The following is a 13497-nucleotide window of genomic DNA, read 5'->3' on the forward strand; positions in this document are numbered from 1 at the left end:
CATCTCGGTCGACGTCGCGAACATCCCTAACCCCTTCTGAGCTGCTGGTTAGGCTACTGCCGCAAACGCACCCGTCAATTCACTTCGCGAGCGAAACCATCGCGAGATCGTGGGTTTCGTTCCACCGCAACGGATTCCATGTGCGTGAAGGGTGGGATGCCAGCTCACCCGGCCATCCCTACCAATCGGTGGGCGATCTTGGCGACCGTGTCCAGCTCCCCGGTGGCTACGGCGACCACCAGATCGAACCTTGCGTCCTCGGACGCAGAGATGGTGTAGCCGTTGTATGCGTAGAACAGCCGCATAGCGACCCAGCCGAGCGGCTTGTTGCCGTCAATAAGCGCGTGGTATTTGACTAGCGACTCCAATAGTGCGGCGGCCTTCTCGTGGATCGTCGGATAGGCATCCTGTCCAAATACCGAGGTCCGCGGGCGAGCGACCGCGGATTCGAGCAGCCCGTAGTCGCGGACCTGCGGTGAGTGCCCGGCATAGGCGGCGGCCGCGGCCAGCAGATCGTCGAGATCGAGGTATTCGACGCTCATGCATCGGCCAGCCGCCGCAGCAGCCCGGCATCCTCCTCAACGATCTGGGCCAGCAACGCGGCACGCCGTGCCTCGCGGTTATCGAGATACTGATCGACGGCTTTAAGGGCAACGGCCTGCATCGACAAGCCCTCGCGAGCAGCTGCCTCGCGAAGCCGTGCAGTCTGGTCGGCGGTCAGCCGCAATGTCATTGCCATACGAAGATGGTATCAAGTGATACCAAACGATACCATCGCTCTATCGGTGGATGTTGAATCCCTGAAGGATCCGGCAGCGCGGCCGAAATCGTCTGGCGCCCAAGCGAATGCACCAGAAATATCGCATCATCTATGAGGTATTGATGGGATGTTGACGCGGCCAATACCTGACCCGTGGTTTTTTGGTGGGCGAAGGGGGACTTGAACCCCCACGTCCCGAAGGACACTGGCACCTGAAGCCAGCGCGTCTGCCATTCCGCCACTCGCCCGGGGAACAACCGATGGACCATACCACTCTAATAGCCTTCTGCCCCAGCCCTGCCCGGCAGGGTGCGCGCACCGGCTGACCTGCCTCGTCGCGATTCTCAGGATTCTCATGGTGCCGCCGCATGAGGGTATCTCGATACCATGCACAAGTGATGCGACACGCGGGCGAGTCGTTTGCCTTGCGCGGCCGATACACCAACACAGCTGCGGGCGAGCGCTGATTCATGGGTAGCCACAAAGGGCTGGTTCAGCGGATCGAGCGCAAACTCGAGGCGACCGTCGGTGATGCGTTTGCCCGCATGTTCGGGGGACAGATAGTCCCGCAAGAGGTCGAGGCCCTATTGCGCCGCGAAGCCGAAGACGCCGTCCGGCCGCTTCAGGGAAATCGTTTTTTGGCCCCCAACGAATACATCATTACCCTCGGTATGCACGACTTCGAGAAGGTGAGCGGGGATCCCAATCTCACGCCGAGCGTTTTCGCTAGGTACTTGGCTGACTATATCTATGAACAGGGGTGGCAAACGTATGGTGAGGTGGTGGTTCGGTTCGAGCAGTCGCCGAACCTGCACACCGGCCAGTTCCGCGCCCGCGGTGCTGTCAACCCCGATATCGAGCCCCGCCCTACGCACAACGATGCCGCCCGGCCACAATCAAACCAGGCGTTCAGCGCAGAACCAGGAGTACCACCAATGACTGACAATTCGAGCTACCGCGGCGGTCAGGGGCAGGGGCGGCCCGGCGACGAGTATTACGACGAGCGTTACGCGCGTCCCCAAGACGACCCGCAGGGCGGCCAGGACCCGCAGGGCGGAGCCGACGCGCGAGGCGGATATCCGCCGGAGCAGGGTGGCGGCTACCCACCGCAGGGCGGCTACCTACCGCAAGGCGGCTACCCACCGCCTCGCCCGCCCGAGCAGGGCGGCTACCCCGAGCAGGGCGGCTACCAGGACCAGCGCGGCGGGTACCCCGAGCAGGGCGGTTACCAGGACCAGCGCGGTGGATACCCCGAACACGGCGGTTATCAGGACCAGCGCGGCTACCAGGACCAGGGTCGGGGCTACCCCGAGCAGGGCCAGCCCGGCTATCCGGACCAGGGGCAGCCCGGCTATCCACCGCCGTATGAGCAGCGCCCCCCGGCGCCCGGCGGTTACGGCGGCCCCGGCTACGACCAGGGCTACCGCCAGGGCGGTGGCTACGCCCCGCCGGGCGGGGGTCAGCCCGGCGGAGGTCAGCCCGGCGGCGCCCAACCCGGCTACGGCGGGTACGGCGACTACGGCCGCGGGCCGGCTCGCCCGGAAGAGGGCGGTTACGCGCCGCCCGCCGCCCCGGAACCACCGCGGGCGCCTTACCCCGACCAGGGCGGCGGCTACGACCAGGGCTACCAGCAAGGTGGCCCGGGATACGGCCAACAGGATTACGGCCAACAGGATTACGGTCAAGGCGACTACACGCAGTACGCCGAAAACATCCCGGCCGGGGGCTACGCCCCACCAGCCGGCGGATACGCCGAACCCGCCCCCCGCGACTATGACTACGGCCAGTCGGCGGACTACGGCCAGCCCGCCGACTACGGCCAGCCGTCCGCCGGCGGCTACGGGGGTTACGCCCCGGGCGGTTACGGGGCCGGCGGCACGTCGGTCACCCTGCAGCTCGACGACGGCAGCGGCCGGACCTACCAGCTTCGCGAGGGCTCCAACATCATCGGCCGCGGACAAGACGCCCAGTTCCGGTTGCCCGACACCGGTGTGTCGCGCCGTCACCTCGAAATCCGCTGGGACGGACAGGTCGCGCTGCTGATCGACCTCAACTCCACCAACGGCACTACCGTCAACAACTCGCCGGTGCAGGAGTGGCAATTGGCTGACGGCGACGTGATCCGTTTGGGCCACTCGGAGATCATCGTTCGCATCCACTGAACGCAGCGGGCTCAAAGCTGCCGTGCTTCGCCCCGCGCCGACCACCGCCCAAGTATCGTGACGTTGCCGATGTGCTAGGCGTCACCGATGCGAGGGGTGCGACGCCAGGACGGAAAGGACGCCAGATGCAGGGACTAGTACTGCAACTGACGCGTGCCGGATTTTTAATGTTGTTGTGGGTATTCATCTGGTCCGTGCTGCGGATCTTGCGGACTGACATTTACGCGCCGACCGGTGCTGTCATGGTGCGTCGCGGCCTGGCCTTGCGGGGCTCGCTGTTGCCCTCGCGGCAGCGCCGCCACGCCGCCCGCTATCTGGTGGTGACCGAAGGTTCACTGGCGGGCGCGCGCATCACGCTGAGCGGGCAGCCGGTGCTGATCGGACGCGCTGACGACTCGACCCTGGTGCTGACCGACGACTACGCTTCGACACGGCACGCCCGGCTCTCGCAGCGCGGCTCGGAATGGTACGTCGAGGATCTAGGATCGACCAACGGCACTTACCTTGACAGGGCGAAGGTGACGACTGCGGTACGAGTCCCAATAGGAACGCCGGTTCGGATCGGCAAAACGGCAATCGAGTTGCGCCCGTGACCCTGGTCCTGCGATATGCGGCCCGCAGCGATCGCGGCCTGGTACGCGCCAACAACGAAGACTCGGTCTACGCGGGCGCGCGACTGTTGGCCCTGGCCGACGGCATGGGCGGCCACGCCGCCGGCGAGGTGGCATCCCAACTGGTGATCGCCGCGCTGGCCCATCTCGACGACGACGAGCCGGGCGGCGACCTGCTGGCCAAGCTCGACGCGGCGGTGCGCGCCGGCAACTCGGCCATCGCGGCGCAGGTCGAGATGGAACCCGAGCTCGAGGGGATGGGCACCACGCTTACCGCAATCCTGTTCGACGGCAACAGGATTGGGCTGGTGCACATCGGGGACTCACGCGGCTACCTGCTGCGCGACGGCGAGCTGACGCAGATCACCAAGGACGACACGTTTGTCCAAACCCTGGTCGACGAGGGGCGGATCACGCGGGAAGAGGCGCACAGCCACCCGCAGCGATCGCTGATCATGCGGGCCCTGACCGGTCACGAGGTCGAGCCGACGTTGACCATGCGAGAGGCAAGAGCCGGGGACCGCTACCTGCTCTGCTCCGACGGGCTGTCCGATCCGGTCAGCGACGAAACCATCTTGGAGGCCCTGCAGATCCCCGACGTCGCCGAAAGTGCCTACCGCCTAATCGAATTGGCGTTGCGCGGCGGCGGGCCCGACAATGTGACCGTGGTGGTCGCCGACGTCGTCGACTACGACTACGGCCAGACCCAACCGATTCTCGCCGGTGCGGTGTCCGGCGAGGAAGATCAACTGACCCTGCCCAACACTTCGGCCGGGCGCGCTTCGGCGATCAGCCCTCGCAAAGAGGCGGCGAAACGCGTTGCGCCGCAAGAAGAGACGGCAAAACGACCGCGATGGCCGCGGCGCCGGATGTTCATCTTCGTGACGCTGATCGTGTTGCTGATACTCGCGGGCCTGGCCATCGTGCGGACCGTCATCCGGAGCAACTACTACGTCGCCGGTAACAACGGCATGGTGTCGATCGTGCGGGGAGTGCAAGGGTCGATCCTGGGCATGTCGCTGCACGAGCCCTATCTGGTGGGCTGTCTCAACGCGCGCAACGAGCTGTCGCTGATCGGCTACAGCCAGACCGGGGGGCACCTGGACTGCCGGTTGATGCGACTGCAGGACCTGCGTCCGGCCGAACGCGCACAGGTTCAGGCGGGGCTGCCGGGCGGCACCCTGGACGACGCCATCGGGCAGTTGCGGGAACTGTCGGCCAACTCCCTGCTGCCGCCCTGCCCGCCGCCCCGCGCCACCTCTCCGCCGGGCGCCCCGGCCACCAGCGGGACCACAGCCCCAAGCGCCACACCCACCACGACCATCGGCCCCTCAGCCAGCAGCCCGACCCCCACCAGCGCCCCCGCGAACACCCCGCCGGCAGCGCCCGCGACCACGTCGCCCCCGACCACTTCGCAGACGGTCACCGTACTGCCGCCACCCCCACCGCAGCCGGGCATCGACTGCCGGGCGGTCGCATGACCACTCAGGTCCAGCCGCCGGTCGCCGTCACCCCGCCGCTGCCCACCCGGCGCAACGCCGAACTGCTGCTGTTGTGCTTCGCCGCGGTGATCACCGTCGCCGCGCTGCTCATCGTCGAGGCCAACCAGCAACGCGGCCTGCGCTGGGACCTGACCGGTTACGGCCTGGTCTTCCTGGGCGTGTTCGGCGGCGCGCACCTGGCCGTCCGTCGCTTCGCGCCCTACACCGACCCGCTGCTGTTGCCAATAGTGGCGCTGCTCAACGGACTTGGCCTGGTGATGATCCACCGCCTCGACATCGTCAACAACGAGTTGAGCGGTCGCCGTCACCCCAGCGCGACCCAGCAGATGCTGTGGACCCTGGTGGGGGTGGCCGCGTTCGCGCTCGTCGTCACCTTCCTCAAGGACCACCGCCAGCTTGCGCGCTACGGCTACATCTGCGGATTCACCGGTCTGGTTTTCCTGGCGATTCCCGCGCTGCTGCCGTCGTGGCTGTCCGAGGAGAACGGCGCCAAGATCTGGATTCGCTTCCCGGGCTTCTCAATTCAGCCCGCTGAGTTTTCCAAGATCCTGCTGCTGATCTTCTTCTCCGCGGTGCTGATCGCCAAGCGCGGGCTGTTCACCAGCGTCGGCACGCATTTCATGGGCATGAACCTGCCGCGCGCACGGGATCTCGCGCCGCTGCTGGCGGCCTGGGTGATCTCCATCGGCGTGATGGTGTTCGAAAAGGACCTCGGCACTTCGCTGCTGCTCTACGCGTCGTTCCTGGTGGTGGTCTACCTTGCCACGCAGCGTTTCAGCTGGGTCGTCATCGGCCTGGTGCTGTTCGCGGTGGGAAGCGTTGTGGCGTATTTCATTTTCGAACACGTCCGGGTTCGTGTGCAGACGTGGTGGGATCCCTTCGCCGACCCCGACGGCCACGGCTATCAGATCGTGCAGTCGTTGTTCAGCTTTGCCACCGGCGGCATCTTCGGCACCGGCCTGGGCAACGGCCAACCCGACACCGTCCCGGCGGCGTCGACCGACTTCATCATCGCCGCCTTCGGCGAGGAACTTGGATTAGTGGGTCTGGCGGCCCTTTTGATGCTCTACACGATCGTCATCGTCCGCGGCCTGCGGACGGCGATCGCGACGCGTGAGAGCTTCGGCAAACTGTTGGCCGCGGGCCTGGCGTCGACGCTGGCGATCCAGCTGTTCATCGTCGTCGGCGGGGTGACCCAGCTCATCCCGCTGACCGGCTTGACCACCCCGTGGATGTCCTACGGCGGCTCGTCACTGCTGGCGAACTACGTGCTGCTGGCCATCCTGGCGCGCATCTCGCACAGCGCCCGCCGCCCGCTGCGCACCCGCGCACGCAACAAGGCGTCCATCGCGGCGGCCGGCACCGAGGTGATCGAGCGGGTATGAACGCCTCCCTACGCCGGATCTCGGTGACCGTGATGGCGTTGATCGTGCTGCTGCTGCTCAACGCCACGATGACGCAGGTCTTCGCGGCCGACGGGCTGCGCACCGATCCGCGCAACCAGCGAGTCCTGCTCGACGAGTACTCACGTCAGCGCGGCCAGATCATCGCGGGCGGCCAGCTGCTGGCCTATTCGGTGGCCACCGACAGCCACTACCGCTTCCTGCGGGTGTATCCCAACCCGGCCTCGTATGCACCCATCACCGGCTTCTACTCGCTGCGCTATTCCAGCTCCGGCCTGGAGCGCGCCGAGGACGCCCTGCTCAACGGGTCCGACGAGCGGCTGTTCGGGCGGCGGCTGGCCGACTTCTTCACCGGCCGCGATCCGCGCGGCGGCAACGTCGACACCACCATCAACGCCCGCGTCCAGCAGGCCGGCTGGGACGCGATGCAGCAAGGCTGCGGCGGGCCGCCGTGCAAGGGCGCCGTCGTCGCCCTGGAGCCCTCCACCGGCAAGATTTTGGCGATGGTGTCGGCGCCGTCGTATGACCCCAACCTGCTGGCGTCCCATGACCCCGACGTGCAGGCGAAGGCCTGGCAGCGGCTTCGCGACGACCCCGACAACCCGCTGACCAACCGGGCGATCTCCGAGACCTACCCGCCCGGTTCCACGTTCAAGGTGATCACCACCGCCGCGGCCCTGCAGGCCGGGGCCAGCGACACCCAGCAGCTGACGGCGGCGCCCACGATCCCGCTGCCCGACAGCACCGCCATGCTGGAAAACTACGGCGGCGCGCGGTGCGGCAACGGCAACGGGTCGACCGTGCCACTCAGCGAGGCGTTCGCCCTGTCGTGCAACACCGCGTTCGTCCAGTTGGGCCTGCTGACCGGCGGCGATGCATTGCGCAGCATGGCGCGCTCGTTCGGCCTGGACAGCACGCCCAGCGTCATTCCGCTTCAGGTCGCGGAGTCGACGATCGGGATCATGGCGGACGCCGCCGCGCTGGGAATGTCGAGCATCGGGCAGAAGGACGTCGCGCTGACGCCGCTGCAGAACGCGCAGATCGCGGCGACCATCGCGAACAACGGGGTGATGATGCAGCCCTACCTGGTCGACAGCCTCAAGGGCCCGGACCTGTCCAACATCAGCACCACCGCGCCCTATCAGCAGCGCCGCGCCGTGTCGCCGCAGGTCGCCGCTAAGCTAACAGAGCTGATGGTCGGCGCCGAGAAGGTCGCACAACAGAAAGGGGCCATTCCCGGCGTGCAGATCGCATCCAAGACTGGTACCGCAGAGCATGGCACCGACCCGCGGAATACTCCGCCGCACGCGTGGTACATCGCCTTTGCGCCCGCGCAGTCACCCAAGGTGGCCGTGGCGGTGCTAGTGGAGAACGGCGCCGACCGCATGTCCGCGACCGGCGGTGCACTCGCGGCACCGATCGGGCGGGCCGTCATCGAGGCCGCGCTGCAGGGAGGACCATGAGCCCGCGAGTTGGGGTGACGCTGTCTGGCAGGTACCGCCTGCAGCGCCTGATCGCCACCGGCGGCATGGGCCAGGTTTGGGAGGCGGTCGATAGCCGGCTGGGCCGGCGCGTCGCGGTCAAGGTGCTCAAGGCCGAGTTCTCCCAGGACCCCGAGTTCATCGAGCGGTTCCGCGCCGAGGCGCGCACCACCGCGATGCTCAACCATCCCGGGATCGCCAGCGTGCACGACTACGGCGAAAGCCAGATGGACGGCGAGGGCCGCACCGCCTACCTGGTGATGGAGCTGGTCAATGGCGAACCGCTGAACTCGGTGCTCAAGCGCACCGGCCGGCTGTCGCTGCGGCACGCGCTGGACATGCTCGAGCAGACGGGCCGCGCGCTTCAGGTCGCCCACGCCGCCGGCCTGGTCCACCGCGACGTCAAACCGGGCAACATCCTGATCACCCCGACCGGGCAGGTGAAGATCACCGACTTCGGCATCGCCAAGGCCGTCGACGCGGCCCCGGTGACGCAGACCGGCATGGTGATGGGCACCGCGCAATACATCGCGCCCGAGCAGGCCCTGGGCCACGACGCGACCCCGGCCAGCGACGTCTACTCGCTGGGAGTTGTTGGCTACGAAGTGGTTTCGGGCAAGCGGCCGTTCACCGGGGACGGCGCCCTGACGGTCGCGATGAAACACATCAAGGAGCCCCCGCCGCCGCTTCCGGCCGAGCTTCCGCCCAACGTGCGCGAGCTCATCGAGATCACCCTCGTCAAGAACCCCCAGATGCGCTACCGCAGCGGGGGACCGTTCGCCGACGCCGTCGCCGCGGTGCGGGCCGGCCGCCGGCCGCCGCGGCCGAGTCAGACACCGCCCCCCGGTCGGGCCGCACCCGTCGCCATCTCGTCCGGCGCGACGACCCGGGCCGCGACCGTCAGCCGGGCCGCCGCGCCCCGCCGATCCCGGCCGTCGACGGGCGGCCACCGGCCGCCCCCGGCCCGGCGCACCTTCTCGTCGGGCCAGCGCGCGCTGCTGTGGGCCGCCGGGGTGCTCGGCGCGCTGGCGATCATCATCGCGGTGCTCATCGTCATCAATTCGCGAGCCGAGAACGAGCAGCAGCAGACACCCGCCCCGACCGTCACCGACACCGGGACCCCGCCGGCGACCAGGACCCCCAGCGGTTCGGCGCCCGGCCTGCGGCTCAATTGGACGGATCCCGCGGCGGTAGGTAATTCTGGACTTCGGAGCAGGCCGCCCGAACTCGGCTGGGCAATCCCCGTAGCGCCCAGCACGTCGCCGGCCCAACACGAGACACCGCAATGACCACCCCGCAGCACCTGTCCGACCGCTACGAACTGGGTGACATCCTCGGTTTCGGGGGAATGTCCGAGGTTCACCTGGCCCGCGACGTTCGTTTGCACCGCGACGTCGCGGTGAAGGTGCTGCGCGCCGACCTGGCCCGCGACCCCAGCTTTTACCTGCGCTTCCGGCGCGAGGCCCAAAACGCCGCCGCGCTGAACCACCCGTCCATCGTCGCGGTCTACGACACCGGCGAGGCCGAGACGGCGGCGGGCCCGCTGCCCTACATCGTCATGGAGTACGTCGACGGGGTCACCCTGCGCGACATCGTGCACACCGACGGCCCGCTCCCGCCGCGGCGCGCCATCGAGATCATCGCCGACGCCTGCCAGGCGCTGAACTTCAGTCACCAGAACGGGATCATCCACCGCGACGTCAAGCCGGCGAACATCATGATCAGCACGACCAACGCGGTCAAGGTGATGGACTTCGGCATCGCCCGCGCGATCGCCGACAGCAACAGCGTCACCCAGACCGCCGCGGTGATCGGCACCGCCCAATACCTGTCCCCGGAGCAGGCCCGCGGCGATTCCGTCGACGCGCGGTCCGACGTGTACTCGCTGGGCTGTGTTCTCTACGAAATCCTCACCGGCGAACCGCCTTTCACCGGTGATTCACCCGTCTCGGTCGCCTACCAGCACGTGCGCGAGGACCCGGTCCCGCCGTCGAAGCGACACGAGGGCATCTCCGCCGATCTGGACGCGGTCGTGCTCAAGGCGCTGGCCAAGAACCCCGACAACCGCTATCAGACCGCCGCTGAGATGCGCGCGGACCTGGTGCGGGTGCACAACGGCGAGCCGCCGGAGGCGCCCAAGGTGCTGACCGACGCCGAGCGGAGCTCGCTGCTGGCGTCCACCGGCCCGAGCCTCGCGGGTCCGCGCACCGATCCGCTGCCGCGCCAGCCCCTCGACGACGGCGACGACGATCGCATGGGTGGTTCGATCGGCCGCTGGGTTGTCGCGGTCGCCGTGCTGGCGGTGCTGACGATCGTCGTCGTCATCGCGTTCAACACCTTCGGCGGCGGCACCCGCGACGTCCAGGTGCCCGACATGCGGGGGCAGGTCTCCGCCGACGCGATCGCCGCGCTGCAGAATCGCGGCTTCAAGACGCGCACCCTGCAGAAGCCCGACTCGGCGATCCCGCCCGACCATGTCATCAGCACCGACCCCGGGGCCAACGCCTCGGTGAGCGCCGGCGACGAGATCACCATCAACGTGTCCACCGGTCCCGAACAACGCGAGGTGCCCGACGTCTCCTCGCTGAACTACGGCGACGCGGTCAAGAAGTTGACCGCCGCCGGATTCAGCAAGTTCAAGCAGGCGAACTCGCCGTCGACCCCGGAGCTCATGGGCAAGGTCATCGGGACCAACCCGCCGGCCAACCAGACCTCGGCGATCACCAACGTGATCACGATCATCGTCGGCTCGGGGCCGGAGACCAAGCAGCTGCCCGACGTCGCCGGGCAGACCGTGGACGCCGCGCAGAAGAACCTCAACGTCTACGGCTTCACCAAGTTCAGCCAGGCCTCCGTCGACAGCACCCGGCCGGCCGGGGAGGTGGTCGGCACCAATCCGGCCAAGGGCCAGACGGTTCCGGTCGATTCGGTCATCGAACTGCAGGTGTCCAAGGGCAACCAGTTCGTGATGCCCGACGTGTCCGGCATGTTCTGGACCGACGCCGAGCCGCGGCTACGCGCGCTCGGCTGGACCGGGGTGCTGGACAAGGGACCCGACGTGGATGCCGGCGGCTCCCAGTCCCACCGGGTGGTCTATCAGAACCCGCCGCCCGGCGCCGGCTGCAACCGGGACGGGATCATCACGCTGAAGTTCGGTCAGTAGCAGCGGGATCGGCCGGCAATTGCGGCCGCACCGCGGCGCGCACGTCGTTTTCCAGCCGGCGGATCAGGGTGTCGTCGCGCGCCCATCCGCAGTAGGCCAGCCAGTTGGCCAGCATCCGGTGGCCGCCCTCGGTCAGGATGGACTCGGGGTGGAACTGGACGCCGTGGATGGGCAACTCGGTGTGCCGCACGGCCATGATGACACCGCTGCGGGTGCGCGCGGTGACCTCCAGCACCGCCGGCAGCGACCCCGGCAGGATCGTCAGCGAGTGGTACCGGGTCGCGGTGAACGGGTCCGGAAGTCCTTGCAGCACACCGACATTGGTGTGAAACACGTTGCTGGTCTTGCCGTGCAACAGCTCCGGCGCGCGGTCCACGGTGGCGCCGAATGCGACGCCGATGGCCTGGTGGCCCAGGCAGACCCCGAGCAGCGGGGTGCGCGCCGCCGCGCACGCGCGCACCAGGCCGACCGAGGCTCCCGCGCGTTCCGGGGTGCCGGGCCCCGGGCTGAGCAGCACCCCGTCGAACTGGGTCGCCACTGTGGCCTTGTCCGACAATCGCGCGTCGTCGTTGCGCCACACCTGCGCCTCGACGCCGAGCTGCCCGAGGTACTGCACCAGGTTGAAAACGAAGCTGTCGTAGTTGTCGACAACCAGGATCCGCATCGTGTCAGGGTACCGTTTGGCGCGTGCGCCGGCGCTGCTCAGTGCTGTTCAGTAGCCGACCGGGCCGGCGGGACGGGCGAAATGCGTCCGGACCGGTTCGCTGTGGCCGACGATCTGCACGTCGGGCCTGACCTCCTCGCGGTAGCCCAGCCCGAATCGGACCACGTACTGCTTGTAGAGGGTCACCAGGGGGGCGGCGGCCAGCGCGGCCTGCATCGCCGCGGCGTTACCGATCGCGGTGATCGTGTACGGCGGGCTGTAGGTGCGGCCGTTGAGCAGCAGCGTGTTCCCGACGCAGCGCGGCACCGAGGTTCCGATGATCCGCTGGTCCTGCATCTGGATCGCCTCGGCGCCGGCGCTCCACAACGCGTTGAGGACGGCCTCGATGTCCTGCTGGTGCACCACCAGGTCGTCGGGGGACGCGTCGCGCGGGAACCGGCCGTTGGCATCGCGCTGGGCGTCCTGCAGTGTCACCGTCAGGCCCGGCCCGTGCACCGGATCCAGCCCCGCCTCGCCGGCCAGCTCGGCGGCCCGTCGCAGCATCGCGGCCAACGCCGCGTTCGAAGACCTGCCGTGCATCGAATCGAGCTTGCCGGCCAGCGCCTCGCGTTCGGCGTTGAGATGACTCACCGACGACTGCGCCTCCCGGACCAGGTCGACCAGGCGTGGGGCATCGCTGCGGCGGATCTCGGCGCCGCCGGACACCCCGTGCGTGGCGGCCAGCAGCAACCCGGCGAGCAGGCACACCAACGGCACGCCGAAGCGCCACGGCGAGCGGCGCGTGTCGTCCATCGGGCTCTCCGTTTCCTGGTCAGGTGCCCAGGTGGGTTAGTCTCGTAGCGTAATTGCCGCGACACCCCCGAGGTAACCGTGCCCAAATCCAAGGTCCGCAAGAAGAACGACTTCACCGTCAGCGCCGTCAGCCGCACCCCGGTGAAGGTGAAGGTCGGGCCGTCGAGTGTGTGGTTCGTGGCGCTGTTCGTCGGCCTCATGCTGATCGGCCTGGTGTGGTTGATGGTGTTTCAATTGGCCGCTGTCGGCAGCCAGGCCCCGGCGGCGCTGAACTGGATGGCGCAACTGGGTCCGTGGAACTACGCGATCGCGTTCGCCTTCATGATCACCGGTTTGTTGCTCACCATGCGCTGGCACTGACCAAGATCAAATCCGCAATGAATTCATCTTGGGGTCAATCCGTTACTGCGCCAGCAACGTTGTGACCGCCCAATCACACGCGTGTGATTTATCCCCACTGTTGATAGCGCTTGTGGATAACTCCATCGGCAGTGGTGGGAGGGGGTAGAAAGCAGGTGCAGCAAACTCATTGGGAGCCCCGCGCGGCGGGAATCGCTGGTTGTGGCCTCGCCGGGTTATTGATGGCTACCGCGAGTGTGACCATCGTCACAGACCCGCCGGGCCGCGTCATGACGGGGATTGCCGCGGCGGGCCTGATCTTGTTTGCGGGCGCGACGTGGCGGGCGCGGCCGAAACTGGCAATCACGACCGACGGCCTGGTCGTCCGCGGCTGGTTCCGGACGCAGCAATTCCGCCGCCCCGACATCAAGATCATCCGGATCACCGAGTTCCGCCGCCTGGCCCGCAACATGCGCCTGCTCGAGGTCGAAACGGTCGACGGCGGGCTCGTGGTGTTCTCCCGGTGGGACCTCGGAACCGAACCCCTCGACGTGCTCGACGCGCTCACCGAGGCCGGCTACACCGGGTCGCGCGAAAGCTAGCCGGTGGCCGCCGGGGCG

13 protein-coding genes and 1 tRNA gene are annotated in these 13497 nt (G+C 67.9%); 9 read left to right on the forward strand and 5 right to left on the reverse strand.

All coding sequences use genetic code 11. The features are described 5' to 3' along the window. Nucleotides 1-164 precede the first annotated feature (164 nt). The 3 genes from OQ968_RS06200 to OQ968_RS06210 form a co-directional block, all read right to left on the reverse strand. Nucleotides 165-542 carry a type II toxin-antitoxin system death-on-curing family toxin gene (locus OQ968_RS06200; protein ID WP_324675746.1) on the reverse strand — a complete coding sequence of 126 codons (378 nt, stop codon included), beginning with the start codon at nucleotides 540-542 and terminating at the stop codon, nucleotides 165-167. Further along, the gene (locus OQ968_RS06205) at nucleotides 539-739 is read right to left on the reverse strand and encodes a CopG family transcriptional regulator (protein WP_324675748.1); all 201 of its coding nucleotides are present in this window, start codon (nucleotides 737-739) and stop codon (nucleotides 539-541) included. The genes OQ968_RS06200 and OQ968_RS06205 overlap by 4 nt, the downstream gene beginning before the upstream one ends. A gap of 183 nt (nucleotides 740-922) precedes the next feature. Continuing rightward, nucleotides 923-1008 (reverse strand) — tRNA-Leu (locus tag OQ968_RS06210). Between the two features lie 222 nt (nucleotides 1009-1230). On the opposite strand from OQ968_RS06210, the gene OQ968_RS06215 reads away from it, so the two are divergent. From OQ968_RS06215 to pknB, 7 genes are all read left to right on the forward strand, one after another. Continuing rightward, on the forward strand, nucleotides 1231-2922 hold the full coding sequence (locus OQ968_RS06215) for an FhaA domain-containing protein (protein WP_324675750.1): 1692 nt from the start codon (nucleotides 1231-1233) through the stop codon (nucleotides 2920-2922). Between the two features lie 125 nt (nucleotides 2923-3047). Next, on the forward strand, nucleotides 3048-3515 hold the full coding sequence (locus tag OQ968_RS06220; RefSeq protein ID WP_324675752.1) for an FHA domain-containing protein FhaB/FipA: 468 nt from the start codon (nucleotides 3048-3050) through the stop codon (nucleotides 3513-3515). Beyond that, the gene (locus OQ968_RS06225; protein WP_324675754.1) at nucleotides 3512-5014 is read left to right on the forward strand and encodes a PP2C family protein-serine/threonine phosphatase; all 1503 of its coding nucleotides are present in this window, start codon (nucleotides 3512-3514) and stop codon (nucleotides 5012-5014) included. The genes OQ968_RS06220 and OQ968_RS06225 overlap by 4 nt, the downstream gene beginning before the upstream one ends. Beyond that, nucleotides 5011-6420, forward strand: coding sequence for an FtsW/RodA/SpoVE family cell cycle protein (locus OQ968_RS06230; protein ID WP_324675756.1), 1410 nt, complete (start codon nucleotides 5011-5013; stop codon nucleotides 6418-6420). The genes OQ968_RS06225 and OQ968_RS06230 overlap by 4 nt, the downstream gene beginning before the upstream one ends. Further along, nucleotides 6417-7901: a D,D-transpeptidase PbpA gene (pbpA, locus tag OQ968_RS06235; protein ID WP_324675758.1), complete on the forward strand. Its 1485-nt coding sequence runs from the start codon at nucleotides 6417-6419 to the stop codon at nucleotides 7899-7901. Before OQ968_RS06230 ends, pbpA begins: the two co-directional genes overlap by 4 nt. Continuing rightward, nucleotides 7898-9208, forward strand: a complete 1311-nt coding sequence (locus tag OQ968_RS06240) for a serine/threonine-protein kinase (protein WP_324675760.1) — start codon at nucleotides 7898-7900, stop codon at nucleotides 9206-9208. The genes pbpA and OQ968_RS06240 overlap by 4 nt, the downstream gene beginning before the upstream one ends. Beyond that, complete coding sequence (pknB, locus tag OQ968_RS06245; RefSeq protein WP_324675762.1) at nucleotides 9205-11082, forward strand: Stk1 family PASTA domain-containing Ser/Thr kinase; 1878 nt, start codon at nucleotides 9205-9207, stop codon at nucleotides 11080-11082. Before OQ968_RS06240 ends, pknB begins: the two co-directional genes overlap by 4 nt. On the opposite strand, the gene OQ968_RS06250 is transcribed toward pknB, so the two are convergent. Together OQ968_RS06250 and OQ968_RS06255 are read right to left on the reverse strand one after the other, a co-directional pair. Next, nucleotides 11060-11746, reverse strand: a complete 687-nt coding sequence (locus OQ968_RS06250) for an aminodeoxychorismate/anthranilate synthase component II (RefSeq protein ID WP_324675764.1) — start codon at nucleotides 11744-11746, stop codon at nucleotides 11060-11062. The genes pknB and OQ968_RS06250 overlap by 23 nt on opposite strands. A 48-nt stretch (nucleotides 11747-11794) precedes the next feature. Continuing rightward, nucleotides 11795-12538 carry a DUF881 domain-containing protein gene (locus OQ968_RS06255; RefSeq protein ID WP_324675766.1) on the reverse strand — a complete coding sequence of 248 codons (744 nt, stop codon included), beginning with the start codon at nucleotides 12536-12538 and terminating at the stop codon, nucleotides 11795-11797. 78 nt (nucleotides 12539-12616) lie between these two features. On the opposite strand from OQ968_RS06255, the gene crgA reads away from it, so the two are divergent. After that, nucleotides 12617-12898, forward strand: coding sequence for a cell division protein CrgA (gene crgA, locus OQ968_RS06260; protein ID WP_067756253.1), 282 nt, complete (start codon nucleotides 12617-12619; stop codon nucleotides 12896-12898). Between the two features lie 155 nt (nucleotides 12899-13053). Next, entirely contained in the window at nucleotides 13054-13479 is a 426-nt protein-coding gene (locus tag OQ968_RS06265; RefSeq protein ID WP_324675769.1) for a PH domain-containing protein, read from the forward strand. Nucleotides 13480-13497 lie beyond the last annotated feature (18 nt).

It is taken from the genome of Mycobacterium sp. 663a-19, from assembly GCF_035616495.1.
Lineage (GTDB): Bacteria > Actinomycetota > Actinomycetes > Mycobacteriales > Mycobacteriaceae > Mycobacterium.